The sequence below is a fragment of the Bacillus sp. EA-CB0995 genome (assembly GCF_055814245.1).
Genome location: NZ_CP169269.1, coordinates 634,904 through 656,711, shown reverse-complemented (window position 1 = coordinate 656,711; position 21,808 = coordinate 634,904). Strand labels below are relative to the sequence as shown.

Genomic DNA, 21,808 nt, shown 5'->3' with positions numbered 1-21,808 from the left:
CCCTCCAACATTTTCAGCCTATCAAATCTTCATTGCATGATTCCTTCGATTCTTTTCGATGCATATATAAATAAGAAATACCGAATGCAACAGCGATAGCTACTCCAAAAACACACCATACTTAGTTGTGAGTTCTACAATACGCTCTATGTTTCCTCCAAAAATAAACCCAATTATAAAGTATAACAATGTCCAAACAAATCCTGTAACGTATGAGTACTTGGCATACGTTTTAAATGGCATTTTATTGATTCCAACTAAATAGGGCACAATATGTCTCACTACTGGTATGAAATAGCTTGTTACCAGTGCATAACGTCCGTATCTATTCAGTAGTTCTTGTGATTTTAAAAGATACTTCATCTTCTTCTTTTTCATGAGTGTATCAAGAATTTTCGAACCAAATATTTTTCCAAGTATATATCCTAAAGAGAGTCCTGACACAACACCTAAATACGTTAACATAAAAGCTGGAATTGGTTTTAATATACCCATCGATGAAACAAATCCACCGCTCATCACAACCATTTCATCAGGAACTGGCATCCCAATAATTCCTAACCATAAACAAAAAACAAAGCACCGTAACCGTAATGTTGAATATATAATAACAATTCATGTAAGTCCATTCGCTACAGCCCTCCCTTGTTCTTTTCCACAGCAAAACACATAAGCTGGCGGGAAATTCAACCACACCTTTTTAAGTGATATCGCTGGAAAGAACTTCTGGATAAATGCTTTCTTTACGAGCGAATATTGAAATGTGATGAATTCACCATTCTCTTGTAATGCTTCCATAACATTGCTTAAAATACGCAATGATACTTCCACCGGTAAAGAAGTGAACGGTAATCCAGATAATACATAGTCGATTTTTTCTATATTTAACTCTTTGATGTACTTTTGAATATTTTCAGCCGATCCATGTACAACAAAAACGCTTGGATCATCCTCAAACTGTTTCTGTAGATCTTTGAAAAACACTTCATTAATTTCAATAAGAATCAATGTAGTATGTTTCTTTTTTCTCTTCATTATTTCTCTTGTAAAAGATCCTGTTCCAGGTCCTAATTCCACAATATATTTCGCTTCTTCAAAATTGATAGCATCTACCATTTTTTTCGCTAATATTTTCGAGCTCGGAGCAATCGCCCCAGTGTTTTTCGGGTGCTTAATAAACTCACTTAAGAATGTAATCAATTGCATAAAATATCCCCTCTGCATAAAATATCTCCTCACTTAATCACTATTGTGTAAGATAGCTCTAAGTATAGGTATGGTTTTTGCAAGCAGAAAGTGCAGAGAATTGCAGTGACAAGTGCAGAGGCTTGCAAGCCTCTTTTTATGCACTCATGCTATAGACGAATTCCTTGCAACACTCTGTACTTTCACTTTGTATTAAACAGTATAAATAGCGTTTCTTAAAAAATAGCGAGGAGGTTTCTTAAGATTTTCTTAAGAAAATAAAAATGTCCCAAAACGAAAAAGATACTACTTTTTCGTTTTGGGACACACATTTAAATAATAGAATAGGAACGGATACATCCATTCCTATTAAAAAACATATTTACTCAGAAAGTGCCTCCATTACACCTGCAACTTCTGCAACAATAATTTGGTTACCTAAAATCGGTGATTCTTGCTGTGCTTCGTGAGAACCTGGCTCTGGTCTTTTATGTGATTCTTTAAAAGCATCACTATTTCTCCAGTTCGTAAAGCTATCCATATCTTCCCAGTACGTGTTTACACTGATTTCGTCATGCTCAGGTAAGTTTTGTGTAATTAAAACTTCAACTTTCACAAAGCCTTCCATTTTTTGCAGTGCACCTGGACGAGTAAATGCTGGAGCCATCTTTTCTGCAAATCCTACTTTTGTTTTAATTCTGTTTGTAACAACGATCATCTTCAAAAACCTCCTTAATGTTTAGAAACTTCTTCGAATTGAATATCTACATTACATATATACTTTTTTCATTCATCCTAATGCTAGAATGATCTCTGTTTCTACTTTCTTGCTAAATAATAATTAGCTTGCTCTAGTTTACCATCTGTCATTCGGTAGACTTTGTCACAGCATTCATTCATCATGTGTTACCCTAATAGTTACTGTATTTCTAAATTTTACTTCTTTTGCGATAGTTGGACGACTTCATAGATTCTCTGAATATCAAAACTTACTCTCGATTCATCTACTAAAATAGTATATGAACTGTCCATGACAGTGCGAGAAATAATATAAGTCACTCCTTTAGTTTTAAAATAATTAGTCACGTGTGACTAATTAAGATTATTATATACACAACATTTTTATTAGTCAACCGTGACTAATAAAAACATGACTATAAATTAAATTGTTATATTTAGGGTAATTATATCAACAGGATATGCAGCAGAAACACTCACATATATAAAGTGAAACTTCCGTCAGTGGGGGTTTTCTTCATCCCCCACCTATCTTCTGTAGAAAAGCGGAAGCGGCTCGCCCAGAATCGCAGGACGTTGGAGCACCCGACAGAGAGGCGCTTTTTGCCTTGTCCGAGGGGGCGAAACGACCGGAGAATCTAGCCGCTAGAGCTGGACAACGCCTCTCTCTAATTCTTGAGGTGGGGGTCTTACTGCCCGTTAATGCGGGATAACAAAAAAGAACCTACTATATAGAGGTTCCCTTGTCTTTCGCATTATTGAGGTTAGTTAGAACTAAGAGTTTGAACAGTTTTTTCAAGAAACGCAATTTCTGCTTCTAACATTGTTATTTTATGTTCTATTGCCAGGTTGACTCCAATCCTCATCTCATGAGCTGGAGTTTGTTTAAAAATATGAATGAACTTCTTATTTTTATTTAATCGTTCCTCTAGAGCAGGCAACGATTTTTCTAATGGTAGAAAATCAATAAACATTAACCCTATATCGCCTTGATAATTAACACTCTCGGCTGAAGATAAGTTGTCCAATAACAATTTATAAAAATATTGCTTACCATTTTCATTAATAGAATACACCTTGCGCGATGGTCTGTTTCCTTCTTGTTCCAATTGAACATCAATGTATCCCTTTTTATGAAGTTTATCTAAAGTTGCATAAGCAGTAGGTTTTTTCATATCTGTAACTGTACTTAAATTTCTTTCAATAAATTCATTAATTTGATATCCATGCTGACTTTGGCTCATAAGCAAACCAAGCAGGACGAGCGAACGCTGTTCCATAGAAATCATCCTTTCTAAACCATATTATAGCCGATGATGTAAATGAGAACTAGACAATAACTCAATTACTTGGGTTGGTATCAATGATCGTATTATGAAAACTCCCGCACTTATCTCCTTACAATCTTGAAGCGCGGGTTCTCCATGTATCCTCTCAGATGCTTAACATGAGCAAAATTGACACAGCTTCCTGACAGGATAACTCCTCTATCCCACCTTTGGAACAATGCATTACATTAAAAATCAAAATTATCAGGATCTGGACCAACACGATGATTCTCATTCAAATCATCAATGCGTTTCATATCTTCTTCCTTTAACTCAAAATCAAATACATCTGCATTTTCAACAATTCGATGTTCTTTTGTAGATTTCGGGATGGTGATAACACCATTTTGTAAATCCCAGCGTAAAATGACTTGTGCAACAGACTTGTTATAGTTGTTAGCAATGTCTTGAAGTACTTCATGATTGAGTAATTGTCCTTGCATTAACGGAGACCACGCTTCTAACTGAATGTCATGTTCCTGACAAAATGCTTGCAGCTCTTTTTGCGTTAAGCGTGGATGGTATTCTACTTGGTTCACCATTGGTTTAATCTCTGCATCTTTCATTAAGTCTTCAAGATGATGGATTTGAAAATTGCTTACTCCAATCGCTTTTACTCGTCCTTCCTTATAAAGAGTCTCTAATGCTCTCCACGCCTCTTTATATTTCCCTTCTACAGGCCAATGAATCAAATATAAATCTAAATACTCTAGTCCAAGTTTATTTAAACTTGTCTCATAAGCAGCAATTGTAGACTCATATCCTAAATCTGCATTCCAAACTTTTGATGTAACGAATACATCTTCTCTAGAAATACCCGCTTGTTGTATCCCTTCACGAATCCCTTGCCCAACTCCTTCTTCATTTTCATAAATCGCTGCTGTATCAATACTACGGTAGCCATGCGTAATCGCTGTTTTTACAGCATTCACTAACTCAGGACCTTCTTCTACTTTAAATACTCCAATACCAAACCAAGGCATTTGTACGCCGTTATGCAAAGTTGTTTTATCTTGTAAATGTTTCGCCATTATAAATAAACCTCCTAATTTTTAAAGAAAATTTTCTACGCTGCACGTTTTTGATCTTTTTGTTCTAAAGTTTTGCTCCAACCTGTTAAAATCACAGCTCCTAGAACCATTAATGCTCCAATCCAAGGCGTATGAATAAGCCCAATTGAATCTGTAATTACACCACCTAAATAAGAACCAATGGCAATTCCAGCATTAAATGCAGCAATATTAATTGCAGATGCCACATCTACTGCACTCGGTACAAAACGTTCAGCTAACATCACTACATATACCTGTAATCCTGGTACATTCATAAACGCTAATAATCCCATTAAAATGATTGTAATAAGACCAGCTATCTTAAATGGAGCTGTGAACGTTAATATAAAGAGCACAACTGCTTGTGCAATAAACATATAGAATAACGCACGAATCGGATTACGGTTCGCTACTTTACCACCAATAACGTTACCGATCGCAATTGCTATTCCATAAACGAGTAAAATAATCGTAACAGCCCCTGCCGTAAACCCGGTTATCTCCTGTAATAATGGAGATAAATACGTAAAGACAACGAATGTACCTCCATAGCCTAAAGCTGTAATAATGAATAAAAGAAGTAAACGACCGTTTGTGATTAAACTAATTTGATCACGAAATGTTGTTCGATTACCTTTTCGCAAATTAGATGGAATAAGAATACTGTTTGCAATGAAAGCAATGATACCCACTACAACAATCGCTATAAAAGAAGCCCTCCAGCCAAATTGTTGTCCAATAAATGTACCAATTGGAACACCTGTAACAGTTGCTACTGTAAGCCCTGTGAACATCATCGCAATCGCACTTGCTCGGCGATTTTCGGGAACTAAATCAGCAGCAATCGTAGAACCTATTGACATAAATACACCATGTGAAAACGCAGAGACAATGCGACCAACTAGCAACAAACTCATACTTGTTGCACTCGCAGCAATGCTATTTCCAACAATAAAGACAATCATAATCCAAAGTAATAAAGATTTACGCGACATACTGGATGTTAAAGAAGTTAAGACAGGCGCTCCAAATGTCACCCCTAAAGCATATAAAGAAACAGTTAATCCAGCTGTTGTAACAGTAACGTTTAAATCTTGCGCAATAAGTGGTAATAATCCTACACTAATAAATTCTGTTGTTCCGATTGCAAAGGCACTTACAGCTAATGCCAACAGTGCCAATGTACTTCGCTTTTTATCTAAATTCATTCTTCCTCCTCACCTTCTTGTTGTATCGTTCTATCTCTTCTAAACAAACTATATAAAAACCATATGGTAAGAATCCGCCGGCAAATGTTATTATGGGATATAGGAGAAATAAAGAAAAGTACGTACTTTTAAGTAATATAGGTACTAAAAAGTTCCATAGGCACTAAAAAGTTCCTATCAATTAGGAGGAAGAGCATGGAGAAAAAAAGTACAATATTTCCGTAGAAGCAACACTCGAAGTAATAGGAGGAAAATGGAAATGTGTGATTCTTTGTCATCTTACTCATGGTAAAAAACGTACAAGTGAATTGAAACGTCTTATGCCAAACATTACACAGAAAATGTTAACGCAGCAATTACGTGAGTTAGAAGAAGATGGCGTCATCAATCGCATCGTTTACAATCAAGTTCCTCCAAAAGTGGAATATGAACTAAGTGAATATGGATGGAGCTTACAAGATATTTTAAACTCTCTATGTACTTGGGGAGAAAAACATATTACGAAAGTATATGGTGATAAATTTGCTGTCTTGGAGGAGAATATTTTAAACGATAAACTGAAGCAACAAAATTGAAAATACACATGTGATTTTCAAACATGCATATCCATTCTGCTATATAACCGTCACCTATAACTAAAAACATCCTCTTATATACGAAGTAAGAGGATGTTTCTATAAACTAAAACTTCAAAGCGTCTGCCCGTTATCAATTGTAAATATCTGCCCCGTAATAGACTCCTGAGTCAATTGAAAGAAGATTGCCTCTGCAATCTCATCAGGTGTTGAAATTCTTTTCAGCGGTATGTTTCCCGCAAGTTGATACATCTTCTCTTCATTGTCAGCCCACCATCTCGTATGAACTGCACCAGGAGCGATACTATTTACCCTAATCTCAGGTGCAAGTGCAATGGCTAACGATTTTGTCATCGTATGAATAGCTCCTTTTGTTGCTGCATACGGTACAGACGAACCTAGCCCTGTTATTCCGGCAACGCTGCCTACATTCACAATAGCACCCGATCGTTGTTTCTTCATATAAGGAACAACAGCCTTTACACAATGAAACATTCCTTTCACATTTACGTTAAAAAGAGAATCCCACACTTCATCCGTTGCAGACTGCAAATCATCCATAGGTATTTGCGCTGTTATACTTGCATTATTCACTAAAAAATCTACTGTCCCAAAAGATTTCACGGTTTGCAGTACCATGTCCTCAACTTCTTTTTCTATCGCTACATTGGCTTTCACAACGAGCGCTGTACCTCCGCATTGTACAATTTCGTCCCTTGTTTCTAACGCTTCTTTTTCCGAATGGCTATAATTAATCACAACCTTCGCTCCTGCATCTGCTAGTTTTATAGCCGCAGCCTTTCCGATACCAGTACCACCGCCTGTTATAATAACCACTTTATCGTTTATCTCCATTTGACCTTCTCCTCTTCTTTTCGTATTTGTTATAACTCATTGTATCCTCGCTCATACGAAAGGTATAATACTGAATAACAAGGCCGGTATCATTTAAAATGATATCAGTGGAGGGATGTATTTTTGGAAAGTCACGATTTATGGATTTTTAAACATGTTGCTGAATTACAATCTATATCTAGAGCTGCTGAAAAACTCGGATATGTGCAGCCAAATATAAGCCAGCGCATAAAAAGCTTAGAAGAAGAACTAAGCGTCCCATTATTCATACGTAATAACAGAGGAGTAACATTAACTGACCAAGGAGAAGTTTTGTTAGATTACACAAATCAAATTATAATGTTAATGGATGAAGCCAAATCAAAAATAAATCCGAAAAAGTGGAGAGAATCTTTAATCATCGGGGCATCTCAAACGATTTCTGCTGTGAAAGTTCCGTGGCTCTTCTCTTCTTTTTTGCAATCAAATACAAACATTGACCTAAAGATAAGAACAGCCAATAAACGAAAGCTACAAGACATGCTTTCCTACGGAGAGATTGATGGAATTTTTATAAGCGGTACATATAATGATTCACAGTTCGAAAGTGTTTACAGTTATTTTGAAAACATCCTGCTCATCTCTCCAATTAAACAGCACTATCCTCAAACTTTACTTGTGAATAGCGATCCAAGTTGTATATATAGAAATAAATTGTTGGATTTTGCAGAGAAACATCATTTTAATCAACCAACTATTATGGAATTCGATTCACTTGAATCCATTCTCCAAGCGGTTCATGCAGGTCTTGGGGTTAGTATCATGCCAGCAGATGTTGCACATAGCCGAAATAAAATGAATACCATTCATCATGAGGAATTACCCGACAAAATGAAGATTGATTTTATTATTAAACGCGGAAAACAAAGGTCACAAAGTTTGGAGAAGTTTATTTGTTTTTTGAAGGAATTATAATTCTTACAATAATGTAAGAAATTTGTTAGGCAATTCGATGTTTCCGCTTCTTAATTCAATGTAAGCTAACAATAAAGCTAGAGGATATGACAAAGGAGCGGATTCCCATGAACGAAAATCAAGATTTATTATTCACCCACATTGTTACTGGTTCTTGCTTAGGAGGCTTTGTATTATTATCTTGTATTGCTTGTTTTATAAAAATCGTTCATCAATTTTTCATGTAATAGCACTTATTTTTAACAACCGCTTAAAGGAGTTAGACACTGCGATGTTTACAAACTTTTATTCTTCGATAGTTAGTCATTTCAACAAAATGATAAAAAAGAAAACAGATTAAAAAGGATTACCTCTTATGAATACAAGGTAATCCTTTTTAGTTTCTATAAAGTGAAACTTCCATTCGGAGGTGCTTTTCCTTCGAATGGTTAGTTGAACCAATCGGGCTTTTACGGGCAGTTATCCCCCACCTAGCTTCTTCGCTTTTCTCTGAATCTCGAGGTGGAGGTCTTACTGCCCGTTAATGCGGGATAAATGCTTTACTTTATGCCTTTTTAACAAATTCAGATTTTAATTTCATAGGTCCGAAACCATCAATTTTGCAATCAATATCATGGTCGCCATCAACTAAACGAATGTTTTTTACTTTTGTACCGATTTTTACGACTAGTGAAGTTCCTTTTACTTTAAGGTCTTTGATTACTGTTACAGAATCACCATCGTTTAAAACATTTCCGTTCGCATCTTTAATAACCTTTTCACCTTCGCTACCTTCAGTTTCTAAGCTCCACTCATGCGCACATTCTGGGCAAACAAAAAGGACTCCATCTTCGTACGTGTATTCTGAATTACATTTTGGGCAATTTGGTAAATTCGACATAATTCCATTTCCTCCATCCGTTATTGTCATTCTAATATATAAGAATTGGTTTTAACTTCCTTTTTATAAAAAATATAGGTCGTCCTTATATACTTTTATATACTGCCATAGTCTTCTTATATTGACAACCTCTCTTCCAACTCCCCTTTACATGAATGTGTACACTTTTACTAAACCCCCATTTGAAAGAGCTTTACTATCCTTTAAATGACTTTATTGTCACTATACAAATTTATGTGCTCTTAAATCATTTTTGTTTCTTAAACATCTAAAATTACACTTAAAACAATGTGATTATATGAATTTTAAAAAAATATTTCAAAATAAAGGTACTTATCCATACCGCACTTTCCAATTTGCTTATGAATACAATAAATGAAGAAATCTGAAGGAAAGGAGAGAGCATATGAGCAGCAAAGAAGAAAGATGTGAAAGGTGCCGTAAAGAAAAGTGCGAGTGTGATAGAGAAAAGTGCCGCAAGGAAAGATGTGAAAGGTGCCGTAAAGAAAAGTGCGAGTGTGATAGAAAAGAGTGCCGCAAGGAAAGATGTGAAAGGTGCCGTAAAGAAAAATGCGATTGCGATAGAGAAAAGTGCCGCAAGGAAAGATGTGAAAGGTGCCGTAAAGAAAAATGCGATTGCGATAGAGAAAAGTGCCGCAAGGAAAGATGTGAAAGGTGCCGTAAAGAAAAGTGCGAGTGTGATAGAAGCAGGCGCCATAGGAAAAAAGACATTTGTCCACCTATTGGCTTTTGTCGAAAATGTTTCAGATCTAGGTGTGATTGTCACTGCCAAGAACAAGAGCAAGAACAAAATAATCGACAACGTACTGAGCAAGAAGGACCTGAACAAGAACAAAATAATCGACAAAATACTAAGCAAGAAGGACCTGAACAAGAACAAAATAATCGACAAAATACTAAGCAAGAAGGACCTGAACAAGAACAGGACACTCAACAAAACGCTAAACAAGAAGGACCTGAGCAAGACGTCGAACAAGAACAAGATACTCTACAAAACGCTAAGCAAGAAGGACCTGAACAAGACGTCGAACAAGAACAGGATACTCAACAAAAGGCTAAACAAGAAGGACCTGAACAAGACGTCGAACAAGAACAGGATACTCAACAAAACGCTAAACAAGAAGGACCTGAACAAGACGTCGAACAAGAACAGGATACTCAACAAAAGGCTAAACAAGAAGGACCTGAACAAGACGTCGAACAAGAACAGGATACTCAACAAAAGGCTAAACAAGAAGGGCCTGAACAAGACGTCGAACAAGAACAAGATACTCTACAAAACGCTAAACAAGAAGGACCTGAACAAGACGTCGAACAAGAACAGGATACTCAACAAAAGGCTAAACAAGAAGGGCCTGAACAAGACGTCGAACAAGAACAAGATACTCTACAAAACGCTAAGCAAGAAGGACCTGAACAAGACGTCGAACAAGAACAGGATACTCAACAAAACGCTAAACAAGAAGGACCTGAACAAGAACAAAAACAAAATAATCGACAAAATGCTGAGCAAGAAGGACCTATTGTTGACCAAGAACAAAGGACAACACAAGAAGGGCAAACACAAAAGCAACATGAGCAACAAACACAAACATTAGGAGACCAGCTCCAAGCGCAAGGACAACAAACTATTCAGGGGCATACAAATGACTCCCCGTTAAACAATACCCAAACCATCTCCACAAATGTGGGTGGTGTTACCGTTAATGTGAATTTAGAATGCGAGTGCAATGAAAAGAAAAAAGATCGAAAACATGATCGAAAAAAATATGGTTGCAGCTTTGAAGACTGTGATTGTAAGTTTAAAGAACACGATTGCAGTGAAAAGAAAAAAGATCGAAAACATGATCGAAAAAAATGTGATTGCAGCTTTGAAGACTGTGATTGTAAGTTTAAAGAATGTGAGTGCAATGAAAAGAAAAAACTCGAAAACATAATCGAAAAAAATGTGGTTGCAGCTTTGAAGACTGTGATTGTAAGTTTAAAGAATGTGATTGTTGTACTGCATTTTTATCCGCATTATTGCGCATGATACAAAATGCCCAAACTACGATTCCTACCCCCGCAGATAAACAGATAAACATCTATGTAAATACAACGACTCCGCTAGGAAACCCGATTCCAAATCAGGTCATTACTAATGTAAATGATTGTGCAACTGTAACATTTAAAAAGGCAAATCTAAATACACCAATTCTAAATACAACCTTACAAATAAATAAAATTACAGGTATTAGTGCCGTTAACAATCCAGTTTTTGATTTTCTACTTGCTACAACTAACAATTGCGACAGCATAAAAAAAGAAACTGAACACTGTGATTGTAAACGTAATTGTAAAAAATGTTGTTCCCACACGGTGGGCACAGAATTAGAAGCAACTTCAAATTTTGGATTGAAAATAAACCTGCTCGTTGAAGGGTTTCCTTCCATCATTGACAATATCTTTGTATTAAAAGTATGCGATTGTCTTGCATTTTTTGTAGATAATCTTACTACACCAACCACCATCTACGTATTTTCTATATGTTCTATTGTTGGTTTTACTGTTCCCCCACAAACTTTAGGATAAAAAAGAGAGTGATGGATATCTCCTATTCATCACTCTCTTTTTCCTTCGGAAGTATATTACGAATTTTCTTCTTACTGATTTTCAGGCTTTTTCTCTGCATCTGCCTCTATTGATACAGAAATCGCATCCTCTTTTTTCTCCATTTGTTCTATGTCCATCCGAATTTGATCTTTTATATCCATAAGTATAGCTTGTAAGCCTTCCTCTGTTTGTTGTAAGATTTCCTGCTTATTTGCAATGTCCATGTTACGAATGTTCCTTTTCATCTGTGATTTTTGTAATTTTAAACTCATTTTCAAATCACCTAAAACATCCTTGATAAGTGTAGAAATCTCCTTTTCTAATTTTTTCGCCTCTTTAGAAAGCGGATTGGATGACGGATTCGTACTAGAGGTGAATACACTTGAATGCTGTGTACCACTTAATTGTTGTGTATTACTTGACTGTTGTGTCTCACTTGAATGCTGTGTACCATTTGGTTGTTGTGTATTACTTGACTGTTGTGTCTCACTTGATTCTTGTGTTCCCATCATTCACACCTCAATTCAAAATAGTTCCCAATGCCTAACATAATGTATGCAAGAGGTAAGAAATATGGAACTAGGAAAACAGCAGCACAAATGGGTCGAAAAATAAAGTGAAACTTTAATCAGTGTGGGTTTTCTTCATCCCCCACTGATTATTAGTTGAACCAATCGGACTCTTACTGCCCAAAAGTAGCAGAATAAAAACATTTAAATGCATATGCAAACAAATTCATTGCATCTTATATATATTATGTATACAGACATTATAAAACGTTTCATTTAGAGGTGAAAAAATGACTTCTAATAAAAAAAGCTATACACTACTAACAAATCTGGCTATACGTATCAAAGTGATGATATTCATTATAATAGTCAATACTTTAGAGAGCACTTTCCAAATTTATGTGATAATCAAAATAATGATGCAAGATTACAAAATGGTACTAATCTACAAAACAACAATCAATTTGTAGACTCGCAAAATACAGTCATGGCTAAAATTTATACGACCACTTTAGCTAATACATTACAAAATGCAGTAGTGGTGTCAAAATCGATTACTCGTCCGTCTAAAAAAATTGAAATCAGTGGCGGTGCACCTCTTATTAGCGCAAATGCCGCTGGGCCTTCTCCAAGTGCGCACTTGATAGTTTCATTTAAAATAGCAGGTCTTGGCGATAATATGACGACAACAGCTACTGCAAGTGCTGATGTAACTGCAGTATACGCTTGCATAAACAGGAGCGGAAACTTCCCTAACGATCTGAAAAAAACTGTAGTTAGCGGACCCGTTAAGGCATCTGTGAGATTTACCTCCGGAAAAAATGAGCAAGTTACTCGAACCCTTACAATATATTTACCTGCAATAACATTAGAATGCCCTCTAGGACAAGAAATGGTTCTTGTATCGGTTTCCTACACGAATGTTCAAGTTTCAGAATCCCATACCGGCACAGTATCTATTGAGGGAATATTCGAAAGAACAAATTTTGAGATATAACGGAAATGAAGTGAAACTTCCATCGGTGGGGGTCTTACTGCCCACGAATAGCGGGATAAAAAGGGAGATAATCCAATTATAAAAACCACTGTATGTACAGTGGTTTTTATAATTGCGAAAGTACGACATCCATCTCTGTTTCACTCATTATTTTTTCTCATGTACTTAAAATTTTCCACTCTTATCTCTTTCGTTCTTCCTCGTACAGGCATATATTAAATTACCATGAATAAGGGGATGAGATTTCATGACGAATCAACACTTTAGGACGAATGCACAATTTATTAATGCCAGTGCCGCTGGACCTTCTTCAAGCGGAAACCTGTTAGTTTCATTTCAAATAGCAGGTCTTGACGATAACGTGACGACAACGGTTATTGCAATGGCAGATGCACTGGCAGTATACGCTTGCATGAACAGAGATGGAAGCTTTCCTAGTAATATGAAGAGAACTGAAGTTAGTGGAACCCTTGAAGCATCAGGAGAATTTACCTCAGGAGGAAATGGACAAATTACTAGAATGCTTACGCTAAGTCCACCTGCAGCAACATTAGAATTCCCTGGAGGACAGATTATGGTTCTTGTATCAGTTCTCTACACAAATATTGAAATCTTCGAACCTGATGCAGGGGTGCAATTTATCCCAGGGACATTCGAAAGAACATTCTTCGAGATATAATAGAAACGAAAAAAATATCCATTTCACTACCGATATCAGTGATTATGTAGAAAAAGAGACTCTTTAAGGTCTCTTTTGTTATTTTTCCGTACCCTGTGCATAGAAAAAACACCTCTGACAGTAATTTGTCAAAGGTATTAGCAAATTATTTATATTAACTAAGACGGCCATCTTCATGAATCCAATAAGTTCTTGAACATACGAGTGTTAATTTTACCTCCTAACTTAGCCTAAAAAAATTGAACTAACTTCATTCCACCCCATACACCAATGATTCCCATGATTGCTGAGAAAACCGGGGGTGCAGGAATCGGGAGTTTTAACAGAGTAAATATGATTCCTACGATTAATCCTGCGAAAGTTGACATTATGATTTCATGCATGTTACCTTCCTCCTGTTTGTTTCATGTGCTGTTTTTCTCTAATTTATAAATCATATATTGAACCCAGATAATCGCTAACACAGCTTGTATTAGCATTCCCTAAAATAGGATATTTTTCATACGTGTTGAGTTATTATTAAAAAAAGGATAGAACAGGCAGTATGTAACTGCTTGCATCTATCCTTTTCTTTCCCTTTATATAAAGTGAAACTTCCATCAGTGGGGGTTTTCTTCATCCCCCACTGATGGAAAGCTCTCACCAATCGGGCTTTTGCGGGCAGTTGTCCCCCACCTATCTTCCTCGTTTCTTTCTTCATCTTGAGGTGGGTATCTTACTGCCCGTTAATACGGGATAAACCTCTTCAATAATTTCCTAACTCAGATTCAGGACTCTGAATGATCACCGGATTTTTAGCTGGATCTAGCCACTTCAATATAGAAATAACGTCTTGCTGATCCGTACCAGTACAACCATTTGTATACATATCAGAAACATGGAAGAAGATTGCACTTCCGGCACCTGGAATTCTGTCTGTATTATAGTTAATGACAAATCCATAATTATAAGCAGGTATATCCATCTTTTCAGCACTGTTCCATTGTCCCTGCGTCGCACTGCGAGACTGCCACGTGTTATAGAGAGCACTGTTCGAATCATCAACCCAAACGTCATCCGACGTAATTTGATGGAATGGTAATTTTGTACCTGGGTTGCCATAACGACCAAATGCCGTACCAATAGAATATTTCCCCCTTGGTGACTGCACAACATTCTCACTCATTTTCGATGCAAATCCATCCCGGCCAATATGCCCATTAATATCTAACAGCTGCTTCCAAGCACCATTTACACGTTCAAACGTACGAATACGTGCTAAGTTTGTTCCGTAACCATTCGTTGTAACTACAATTAATTGGTTATTATCATCAACTGTATGGAAACTATCTGCAAGTGTGATTCCACCTAGGCTAACCGCTCGGCTATCGAGCCATCCAGTGCGGCCGTTTTGCTCAATTTGGTACCACGTCACCCCGTTATAGGTTGCAGATTGTAATAAATTCAAGTTTTGATGTACAAAATCCGCTGCAGAACCAACATAATTAGCATGCTGCATTCCATAAGGCTTCGTCCAGACCGCATTACCTGCTGCATTGCTCACATGTCCAACTTTGTTTGAAGGTTGAATATTCGTTGCACTAGAAATTGCATTTGCATCAATCCAACCTTCTTCGTGACCATCTACTTTAAAATAATACCAATGCACCCCATCTTTATCTAAGCTGCGGGTAATCTGAATCGGACGACTATCATAATTATTTGCAAAACCAACAAAGGATGCACCATTTTCACCATAAGGTGCACTCCATACTGCATGACCATCCGTATCTCCAACAAGTGCGATCCGATTTTCATCTTTTATATTCGATATCGTTTTCGTAAATACTCTCGCATCTACCCAACCCAATACTTTGTTGTCTACCATAATTTTATCCCACGTAACCGTTCCTTTCGTGGCACTTTGTACAACCTGTATGTTTTGATAGCTATAACTATTGGTAGAATCAACCCAACTTGCGCCATATTCGCCGTAAGGAGCGCTCCATATTCCGTCTCCTTTCGTAGAAAGACCCATTACAGCAGAGTAATTTTCATCTTTTACATTCTGTAAATCTGAAACTGCCTTCTCTCCATCAATCCAACCTAGCAGTTTGCCATCTTTCATCACATGATACCATGTTACATTCCCTCGCGTTACAGTCTTCACCACTTGAACTGTTTGATAGGCATAATCATTGGTGCTTCCAATATACTTAGCACCTGTGACTCCATAAGGCGTTGTCCATATACCATTGTTATAAGTACTTCCGATTGCAACCGTAAAATTGGCATCTTTTGCTTCCCCAGCATTATCTAACGCCTTTTGATCTATCCAGCCGATTACCTTGCCATCTACGCTAAATTTATACCACTGCACACCGCCATATGTAGCACTTTCTACCAACTGAATATCTTGGTAAGCGTAAAGATCCGTTGAACCTAAATAATTCGCACCCGATACACCGTATGGCATCGACCATACACCATTGACTGTCGTTGCCCCCATCACAGCAGTCTGATTAATCGTTTGGATATTTTTCAAATCACTTAGCGCGCGGCTATCCAGCCATCCGATTACTTGACCATTTATACTAAATTGATACCATACCACATCATTTACAATCATCTTCTGAACTAGCTGAATCTCTTTACCCGAATAATCATTCGTAGACCCTACATAACTAGCACCCGTTAATCCATAAGGAAGCGTCCAAATGGAATTTCCTTTCGTCCATGCCACGATTTGATTCTCTTGTACGCTAGTCGCAGGAGGATTATCCGCTGCTTGAACTGGAAGTGCAAAAAACAGTAAAGCTCCTCCTATCAGCACAAAATTACGGTACAATCTGGAATACAACTTCTTCTTTTGCAAACTCTGCTCCCCCCGAATGTCTTTCCTATGTATGAAAGTTTTTTCTCCTATTCTATCATTATCCAAGCAAAAAGAGGATAGGATATCATCTTACTTCGAAAGAAATTCAACGACAACGAAAACTATCTTAGCTAGGAACGAAAAAAGCTAAGATAGTATATTTTAGTATGCCCGATATGTAATTTCATATTGGAGAAAAGTATGACGTTCAAATCATATGGATTAAGGGAAATTACAGTTTAATTGTTTGAGCATTTTTTACATCAGCAAACCATTGCCCAAGTACATGATTATGATGATCAATAATTTGCGATGCAGATAAAACTTGAGAATCGTATGTACTATGTCCATCTTTTACAAGTATAACGTCATATCCACGTCCATAGGCTGATCGACATGTTGCATCCACGCAAATCTCCGATTGAATTCCTGTGAGAATAATTCGTTTTATATTTCTTGCATCTAATTCTTGTTGAAGACTTGTTTCATGAAATGAATCAGGATGATTTTTTTCAAGTATGATGTCATGTGTTGAGGGAGCTATAGATTTATGAATTTCCCAACCTGATGTTCCTCGTTCAAGAGGTGCCCCGGATGGTCCGTTAAATTTCATATAAATAACGGGGACATGAGAAGAATGTGCCTTCTTAATTAACGATTGAATTGTTTGTAATAACTCTTCTCCTTTATATAATATTTTTTCCTCTTTAAACGAACCCTCTTGTACATCAATAATGAGTAGTGCTGTACAATTTTCTTCCATAAAAAATACCTCCCAACATGTTTCAATTTACAAAAACAATGAAAGAAATCCATTTTTTAATGTCCCCAAAATGAGTCATCATATAATGGATAACCATCAGAAAATGAATTCTCAAAGAAGTGTAGAGCCATTTCCAATATTCTATTAGTAGAGCCCCCACTGATAGTTAGCACACCTAATCGGGCATATACAAACAGTAAGACCCCTACCTCGATTTTCATTGAATCTCGAGATGGGGGTCTTACTGTCCCGCGGGATAAATCAATCTTTCTTCAAATCCCTTACATTAGAGAGATATAAAGCAACAACTAAAATGAGAATAGAGCCTGCATATAATAATGTTTCAAATGGTTCTTCATGAGAAACAATAATTAATCGAATTAGGGCTGTAATTCCTATGTAAATAAAATAACGCAACGGAAAATGATAATTCGATTTGAAATATTTAATAATCAATGCAATAAACTCAAAATATAAAAAGTAAACAATAATGCTTTCAACTAGTTTATACGGTGTATATTTTTTGGATGAAAATACGTATTGTATAAATGTGAACGTTTCATTGATTAAAAAGATAGATAGAACAAGGGATAATATAATAAGAGCTATATTTAATATCCACTGTAAAATATTAGCAATGTGATGATCGATTTTAGATCCTTGCATTTCATCTAGTACTCCTCTCTATATATAAATTATGCTAATACATTATAGCAAAACTGCTTCACTATACAAAAGGTGACAATTTATTAATTACTATACACAATTAATAAAATATAAATTGTACAATTGTTTAACTAACAACTCTTCCTTACAATTTTAAGAATCATAAGCTCGCCAAAAATGCATCCTATTATATCAAGACTTGGATAGAAAAGATAAAATGAAACTTTAATCAGCTCTCCCCAATCGAGCTTTTACGGGCAGTTTATCTCCCGTCTAACTTCTTTGCTTTCACTGAATTTTGAGGTGGGAGTATTACTGCTCACGAATAGCGGGATAAAAATTATCACCATATCTCAAAAAAGAAATTAAAGTAATTATTGTAATAAATGTTCACCAAAAACTAATGTATAATAATGTGAATAATTTACAACTTTTTAAAGGGTTGTATGAAGATGATTTTTTGGAATATACCTTTGTATCATTAGCAAGAGGGGGAAATTATGTGAACTTTAATGTAAATGAAGCTGTTGAGATTCTTGATCGTACACCACAAACATTGGAGTATTTTTTGTCTGGTTTATCTGATGGATGGTTGCACCGCAATGAAGGGGAAGGAACATGGAATGTCTCTGAAGTGATTGAACACCTCATTGAGGGGGAGAAAAACAATTGGATACCGCGGCTAGAATTTATTCTCCAGGAAGGTGAAAGTAAACCTTTCCCTCATTTTGATCGTTTTTCCCACTTAAACAATAAATCTCAAGGATCTATTGAAGAAAAATTATTTGAGTTTAAAACAATTAGAAAACATAACATAACCAAACTTACATCACTTATTGATTCTGAATTACAGCTTGAATTGACGGGATACCATCCTGCATTTGGTGTGGTAAAGGTAAGAGAATTGATTTCAACATGGGTTGTTCATGATTTAACACATATTTCTCAAATCGTTCGTGTTATGTCTGAAAGGTACAGAGAAGACGTTGGCCCATGGGATGCATATTTAAGTATATTAAAAAAGAAATAACAAAAGTCATCGATTCCTGATACATTTCCATTGAAAATTGATTCAATTCTTTCGTGCGAAAAATAAGATCTTCTTCATCAAAGACACCTTCAGCAATGCGGCGAAAAAAACGCTCCATCCCATGCTCTAATACATTCCCTCATACTCTTAACAGCGAATAATCGTTCGAAATCATTCTACCAATATTACTGCCCGTTAATGCGGGATAAATCGTATTCTGTTCCTCACGTTCCATGAAGAAGGAGAAAAGGGGCATTAAAATTTTGCCCCTTTTGTTAATCTAGAACAGGAGTGTGATCAATCCACTGAATAAATTGTTGTAAATAACGCTGAAGATATCGCTTTGTTTTTTCGTCAGTAAGCACTTTCTGATCAGAATCAATCTTTTCATGTACTTGCGAAATCAGCATTTTTTGAAATGGAAGAACATGAACTTGCATGGCTTCTAGTATTTGTCTAATTTGCATTTGAGCAAAGGCGGTACCTAATCCGCCAGGAGTTGCTCCAATTAAGCCAACTGGCTTTCTACTAAGAACGGAGGATTTCGAAGGTCTTGATGCCCAGTCCAGCGCATTTTTTAACGCACCCGGAATGCCGGAATTGTATTCTGGACTAACGATAATAATACCGTCAACTTCTTGAATAGATGACTTAAATGATGTTACTACTTCTGGATCTCCGCCTACTTCTAAATCTTCGTTAAATAGAGGAAGCTCTTTTATCTCAATCCAACGAAATTGAACAGAATCACTCATATCTGTCAATGATTGAGCAATGATTCGATTATAAGAATTTTTTCTTAAACTGCCGCAAATAAGGCCAATCGTTTTAGTCATTTAAATTACCCTCCTTGTTCGAAGTTACCTTTCATGATACTATACTCTATCAAATATGGGAAGGAGTGCTAAAAATGGAAGAAAAAAGGTTACATGGTTAGAACTTTTTTATGACCTGTTATTTGTAGCAGCAGTTGCAACTACTACTCAAGTTCTAGTTCATGTTGAAAAAGGGTATATTCACCCAGAATATTTATTAAAGTTTGCTCTCATGTTTATTCCGATATGGTGGTCTTGGACTGGACAAACAATGTTTACGAATCGGTATGGGCAAGATTTTTTACATCAACGTATATTTATGATTCTTCAAATGTTGTTTGTTCTTATTATGACATCCAGCTTATCGGTAAATTTTGATCAATACTATCTCTCCTTCCTGATTGGTTATATTGGATTAAGAGCACTAACAGCTATCCAATATCTTGTTGTTCAAAAGATAGAAGAAGGTAATCGAAAAAAGGTGGCTCGCTTTTTAGGAAGAGGTTTTTGGCTTGGAATCATAATCTCATTTTTTCTCTCTTTTTTGATTCATGGATTCGATACGCCTTGTTATATGCAGGAATTATTGTGGATATTATTGTACCTATTTTCGGACGCAAGTATTTGGTGAAAGCACCACCCAATACAGCTCATTTATTAGAACGGTTTGCTTTATTGACATTAATCCTTTTTGGAGAATCGGTCGTCAGCACCATTTCTGTGCTGCAGCCGCAAAAAGGGGATTGGCATTCAATCTCATTTTCGTTTATTTCATTTATCCTTATTATTTCTATGTGGTGGCAGTATTTTGATAATGTAGAAAAGAAAGTAGATAAATCAATCCAAACAGCCGGCCAAATCATTATTTACGGTCATTTGTTTATTTTAATGTCTTTAAGCATGATTGCTGCATCTATCAAGCTGCTGTTTTTACAAGAGGTTCGTTATTTGTTTATCTTGTATTTTGTATTCGGTTCTGTATTACTCTATTTCATTGCAACTTCTATTGTTTTTCATCAATACAGATATGAAAAACATCGTTTGAAATATTATCATTTAGGGCTATTTTTAGCGATTTTAGCCATCTTTTTTATTATTAATTTAATAGTAGTAGTTCCGAACATTGTCATAATGGGAGAATTAACCCTATTTTTTATCATCTACGCTAAATTAACAACGACTTAAATAAGACTCTGAAGTTTTTATGAGGTTCATGGGAGAAAGGGAAATTCATTTGGATAATCATATTTGAAGGGAATTTAAAGAACCCCCCAGGGATCAACGAATTCCTGAGGGGGTACCTGCGTAATATAACATATTTACAATTACGTTGCGTTTGGGTTTAAAATGCGTATCTTTTTCATTTACATTATAACCACCATATTTAAGTTTATAAGAGTTATGCTTTTTAGATAAAAGTAATTACTTGTTTTATAAACTCGTAACCAAAATAACCACTAAATCCGAATAGTACTATTGCGGCAGAGGTTCTGTTGCAAAGTTTTTTTACAGATAGAAAGTTAGGGTGAGTACAGCTGAATCTTATACAATTCTAAGTAATTGCTGTAATTCATTGTATGTTGAAAAAACGCAGTTTGGTTGCAAACTGCGTTTTCGTTTATGTATGGCATGAATCGTTTCGATTCCTTTCAAGGTACGTGAAGCATGGCGAAGACTTTGAAATCCTGCGGATTTGGCAAAACGTCGCTTTACATGTCTATGGTCTTGTTCTATGAGATTATTCAAATGCTTGATTGTGCAGTGAGTTGTATGTTTATAAAAGCCTTGTTCCCTTAATTTGTTAAACGCACAAAGTAATGCTGGAGCTTTGTCTGTTGTTAGAACCGTTGGTTCTCCAAACTTTTTCACTAATCTTTTCATAAAGGCATATGCGGCCTGATTATCTCGCTTTTTACGCAGTTGAATATCTAATGTGTAACCCTCTTTATCAATCGCACGATATAGGTAACGTCATTCTCCTCGTCTCATTTTTCTAGAATATAGCTTAGTTTAAAAAACTTTGCAACAGAACCATAAGTATTCATGTAAGGTTAACATGACACCACTTATAGGCATGAAAAAAGGATCTTCGGCTGGAAGATCCTTT

The 21,808-nt window shown here is 36.2% G+C and carries 20 protein-coding genes and 5 pseudogenes; 7 read left to right on the top strand and 18 right to left on the bottom strand.

All coding sequences use genetic code 11. The annotated features are described in order from the left end of the window. Positions 1 to 13: 13 nt before the first annotated feature. The 6 genes and pseudogenes from ACEWFJ_RS03400 to ACEWFJ_RS03375 all read right to left on the bottom strand — a co-directional run bounded on the left by ACEWFJ_RS03400 (position 14) and on the right by ACEWFJ_RS03375 (position 5,511). A pseudogene (locus tag ACEWFJ_RS03400) lies at positions 14 to 629 on the bottom strand (DedA family protein). Continuing rightward, on the bottom strand, positions 616 to 1,206 hold the full coding sequence (locus ACEWFJ_RS03395; RefSeq protein ID WP_473692334.1) for a class I SAM-dependent methyltransferase: 591 nt from the start codon (positions 1,204 to 1,206) through the stop codon (positions 616 to 618). The pseudogene ACEWFJ_RS03400 and the gene ACEWFJ_RS03395 overlap by 14 nt, the downstream one beginning before the upstream one ends. A gap of 361 nt (positions 1,207 to 1,567) precedes the next feature. After that, positions 1,568 to 1,903: a heme oxygenase gene (locus tag ACEWFJ_RS03390; RefSeq protein WP_473690419.1), complete on the bottom strand. Its 336-nt coding sequence runs from the start codon at positions 1,901 to 1,903 to the stop codon at positions 1,568 to 1,570. 784 nt (positions 1,904 to 2,687) lie between these two features. After that, positions 2,688 to 3,203 carry a PadR family transcriptional regulator gene (locus tag ACEWFJ_RS03385; protein ID WP_473690417.1) on the bottom strand — a complete coding sequence of 172 codons (516 nt, stop codon included), beginning with the start codon at positions 3,201 to 3,203 and terminating at the stop codon, positions 2,688 to 2,690. Between the two features lie 236 nt (positions 3,204 to 3,439). After that, positions 3,440 to 4,282, bottom strand: a complete 843-nt coding sequence (locus ACEWFJ_RS03380) for an aldo/keto reductase (protein WP_473690415.1) — start codon at positions 4,280 to 4,282, stop codon at positions 3,440 to 3,442. A gap of 35 nt (positions 4,283 to 4,317) precedes the next feature. Continuing rightward, on the bottom strand, positions 4,318 to 5,511 hold the full coding sequence (locus ACEWFJ_RS03375) for an MFS transporter (protein WP_473690413.1): 1,194 nt from the start codon (positions 5,509 to 5,511) through the stop codon (positions 4,318 to 4,320). 215 nt (positions 5,512 to 5,726) lie between these two features. On the opposite strand from ACEWFJ_RS03375, the gene ACEWFJ_RS03370 reads away from it, so the two are divergent. Further along, entirely contained in the window at positions 5,727 to 6,086 is a 360-nt protein-coding gene (locus ACEWFJ_RS03370) for a winged helix-turn-helix transcriptional regulator (protein ID WP_473692332.1), read from the top strand. 114 nt (positions 6,087 to 6,200) lie between these two features. Here the strand turns inward: ACEWFJ_RS03370 and ACEWFJ_RS03365 are convergent, their stop codons facing one another. Next, the gene (locus ACEWFJ_RS03365) at positions 6,201 to 6,941 is read right to left on the bottom strand and encodes an SDR family NAD(P)-dependent oxidoreductase (RefSeq protein ID WP_473690411.1); all 741 of its coding nucleotides are present in this window, start codon (positions 6,939 to 6,941) and stop codon (positions 6,201 to 6,203) included. A 123-nt stretch (positions 6,942 to 7,064) separates the two neighbouring features. Between ACEWFJ_RS03365 and ACEWFJ_RS03360 the strand changes: the two genes are divergently transcribed. Further along, positions 7,065 to 7,895, top strand: coding sequence for a LysR family transcriptional regulator (locus ACEWFJ_RS03360; protein ID WP_473690409.1), 831 nt, complete (start codon positions 7,065 to 7,067; stop codon positions 7,893 to 7,895). A 544-nt stretch (positions 7,896 to 8,439) separates the two neighbouring features. Here ACEWFJ_RS03360 and ACEWFJ_RS03355 read toward each other — a convergent pair. Beyond that, complete coding sequence (locus ACEWFJ_RS03355) at positions 8,440 to 8,775, bottom strand: zinc ribbon domain-containing protein YjdM (RefSeq protein WP_473690407.1); 336 nt, start codon at positions 8,773 to 8,775, stop codon at positions 8,440 to 8,442. 406 nt (positions 8,776 to 9,181) lie between these two features. On the opposite strand from ACEWFJ_RS03355, the gene ACEWFJ_RS03350 reads away from it, so the two are divergent. Further along, a complete protein-coding gene (locus tag ACEWFJ_RS03350; RefSeq protein WP_473690405.1) occupies positions 9,182 to 10,828 on the top strand; it encodes a hypothetical protein in 1,647 nt (548 codons plus the stop codon). After that, positions 10,825 to 11,367 (top strand): hypothetical protein, encoded by a 543-nt coding sequence (locus ACEWFJ_RS03345; RefSeq protein ID WP_473690403.1) that lies wholly within the window; start codon positions 10,825 to 10,827, stop codon positions 11,365 to 11,367. The genes ACEWFJ_RS03350 and ACEWFJ_RS03345 overlap by 4 nt, the downstream gene beginning before the upstream one ends. Positions 11,368 to 11,438: 71 nt before the next feature. Here ACEWFJ_RS03345 and ACEWFJ_RS03340 read toward each other — a convergent pair whose 3' ends face one another. Both ACEWFJ_RS03340 and ACEWFJ_RS03335 read right to left on the bottom strand, forming a co-directional pair. Beyond that, entirely contained in the window at positions 11,439 to 11,897 is a 459-nt protein-coding gene (locus ACEWFJ_RS03340; protein WP_473690401.1) for a hypothetical protein, read from the bottom strand. A 498-nt stretch (positions 11,898 to 12,395) separates the two neighbouring features. Further along, a complete protein-coding gene (locus ACEWFJ_RS03335) occupies positions 12,396 to 12,629 on the bottom strand; it encodes a hypothetical protein (RefSeq protein ID WP_473690399.1) in 234 nt (77 codons plus the stop codon). A gap of 512 nt (positions 12,630 to 13,141) precedes the next feature. On the opposite strand from ACEWFJ_RS03335, the gene ACEWFJ_RS03330 reads away from it, so the two are divergent. After that, a complete protein-coding gene (locus tag ACEWFJ_RS03330) occupies positions 13,142 to 13,573 on the top strand; it encodes a hypothetical protein (protein ID WP_473690397.1) in 432 nt (143 codons plus the stop codon). A gap of 230 nt (positions 13,574 to 13,803) precedes the next feature. On the opposite strand, the gene ACEWFJ_RS03325 is transcribed toward ACEWFJ_RS03330, so the two are convergent. The 4 genes from ACEWFJ_RS03325 to psiE form a co-directional block, all read right to left on the bottom strand. Then, positions 13,804 to 13,956, bottom strand: coding sequence for a XapX domain-containing protein (locus tag ACEWFJ_RS03325; RefSeq protein WP_473690395.1), 153 nt, complete (start codon positions 13,954 to 13,956; stop codon positions 13,804 to 13,806). A 362-nt stretch (positions 13,957 to 14,318) separates the two neighbouring features. Further along, positions 14,319 to 16,427, bottom strand: a complete 2,109-nt coding sequence (locus ACEWFJ_RS03320; RefSeq protein ID WP_473690393.1) for a GW domain-containing glycosaminoglycan-binding protein — start codon at positions 16,425 to 16,427, stop codon at positions 14,319 to 14,321. A gap of 232 nt (positions 16,428 to 16,659) precedes the next feature. Further along, positions 16,660 to 17,190 (bottom strand): cysteine hydrolase family protein, encoded by a 531-nt coding sequence (locus ACEWFJ_RS03315; RefSeq protein ID WP_473690391.1) that lies wholly within the window; start codon positions 17,188 to 17,190, stop codon positions 16,660 to 16,662. A 261-nt stretch (positions 17,191 to 17,451) separates the two neighbouring features. After that, the gene (gene psiE / locus ACEWFJ_RS03310) at positions 17,452 to 17,856 is read right to left on the bottom strand and encodes a phosphate-starvation-inducible protein PsiE (protein ID WP_473690389.1); all 405 of its coding nucleotides are present in this window, start codon (positions 17,854 to 17,856) and stop codon (positions 17,452 to 17,454) included. A 502-nt stretch (positions 17,857 to 18,358) separates the two neighbouring features. On the opposite strand from psiE, the gene ACEWFJ_RS03305 reads away from it, so the two are divergent. After that, positions 18,359 to 18,886, top strand: a complete 528-nt coding sequence (locus tag ACEWFJ_RS03305; protein ID WP_473692330.1) for a DinB family protein — start codon at positions 18,359 to 18,361, stop codon at positions 18,884 to 18,886. Between the two features lie 34 nt (positions 18,887 to 18,920). Here ACEWFJ_RS03305 and ACEWFJ_RS03300 read toward each other — a convergent pair. Beyond that, a pseudogene (locus ACEWFJ_RS03300) lies at positions 18,921 to 19,025 on the bottom strand (carboxylesterase); the annotation flags it as partial. Positions 19,026 to 19,161: 136 nt separating this feature from the next. Next, the gene (locus tag ACEWFJ_RS03295; RefSeq protein WP_440602967.1) at positions 19,162 to 19,722 is read right to left on the bottom strand and encodes an NADPH-dependent FMN reductase; all 561 of its coding nucleotides are present in this window, start codon (positions 19,720 to 19,722) and stop codon (positions 19,162 to 19,164) included. A 55-nt stretch (positions 19,723 to 19,777) separates the two neighbouring features. Here ACEWFJ_RS03295 and ACEWFJ_RS03290 point away from each other — a divergent pair. Then, a pseudogene (locus ACEWFJ_RS03290) lies at positions 19,778 to 20,799 on the top strand (low temperature requirement protein A); the annotation flags it as partial. Positions 20,800 to 21,109: 310 nt separating this feature from the next. Here the strand turns inward: ACEWFJ_RS03290 and ACEWFJ_RS03285 are convergent. Then, positions 21,110 to 21,184: pseudogene (locus tag ACEWFJ_RS03285) on the bottom strand (LysE family translocator); the annotation flags it as partial. Between the two features lie 59 nt (positions 21,185 to 21,243). Next, positions 21,244 to 21,669: pseudogene (locus tag ACEWFJ_RS03280) on the bottom strand (IS6 family transposase); the annotation flags it as partial. Between the last annotated feature and the right edge of the window lie 139 nt (positions 21,670 to 21,808).

Bases quoted from the DNA above. Each gene is read 5' to 3' on its own strand.
- ACEWFJ_RS03395 (WP_473692334.1), bottom strand. From the start codon at position 1,206: ATGCAATTGATTACATTCTTAAGTGAGTTTATTAAGCACCCGAAAAAC.
- ACEWFJ_RS03390 (WP_473690419.1), bottom strand. From the start codon at position 1,903: ATGATCGTTGTTACAAACAGAATTAAAACAAAAGTAGGATTTGCAGAA.
- ACEWFJ_RS03385 (WP_473690417.1), bottom strand. From the start codon at position 3,203: ATGGAACAGCGTTCGCTCGTCCTGCTTGGTTTGCTTATGAGCCAAAGT.
- ACEWFJ_RS03380 (WP_473690415.1), bottom strand. From the start codon at position 4,282: ATGGCGAAACATTTACAAGATAAAACAACTTTGCATAACGGCGTACAA.
- ACEWFJ_RS03375 (WP_473690413.1), bottom strand. From the start codon at position 5,511: ATGAATTTAGATAAAAAGCGAAGTACATTGGCACTGTTGGCATTAGCT.
- ACEWFJ_RS03365 (WP_473690411.1), bottom strand. From the start codon at position 6,941: ATGGAGATAAACGATAAAGTGGTTATTATAACAGGCGGTGGTACTGGT.
- ACEWFJ_RS03355 (WP_473690407.1), bottom strand. From the start codon at position 8,775: ATGTCGAATTTACCAAATTGCCCAAAATGTAATTCAGAATACACGTAC.
- ACEWFJ_RS03350 (WP_473690405.1), top strand. From the start codon at position 9,182: ATGAGCAGCAAAGAAGAAAGATGTGAAAGGTGCCGTAAAGAAAAGTGC.
- ACEWFJ_RS03345 (WP_473690403.1), top strand. From the start codon at position 10,825: ATGATACAAAATGCCCAAACTACGATTCCTACCCCCGCAGATAAACAG.
- ACEWFJ_RS03340 (WP_473690401.1), bottom strand. From the start codon at position 11,897: ATGGGAACACAAGAATCAAGTGAGACACAACAGTCAAGTAATACACAA.
- ACEWFJ_RS03335 (WP_473690399.1), bottom strand. From the start codon at position 12,629: ATGCAAGCGTATACTGCAGTTACATCAGCACTTGCAGTAGCTGTTGTC.
- ACEWFJ_RS03330 (WP_473690397.1), top strand. From the start codon at position 13,142: ATGACGAATCAACACTTTAGGACGAATGCACAATTTATTAATGCCAGT.
- ACEWFJ_RS03325 (WP_473690395.1), bottom strand. From the start codon at position 13,956: ATGCATGAAATCATAATGTCAACTTTCGCAGGATTAATCGTAGGAATC.
- ACEWFJ_RS03315 (WP_473690391.1), bottom strand. From the start codon at position 17,190: ATGGAAGAAAATTGTACAGCACTACTCATTATTGATGTACAAGAGGGT.
- psiE (WP_473690389.1), bottom strand. From the start codon at position 17,856: ATGCAAGGATCTAAAATCGATCATCACATTGCTAATATTTTACAGTGG.
- ACEWFJ_RS03295 (WP_440602967.1), bottom strand. From the start codon at position 19,722: ATGACTAAAACGATTGGCCTTATTTGCGGCAGTTTAAGAAAAAATTCT.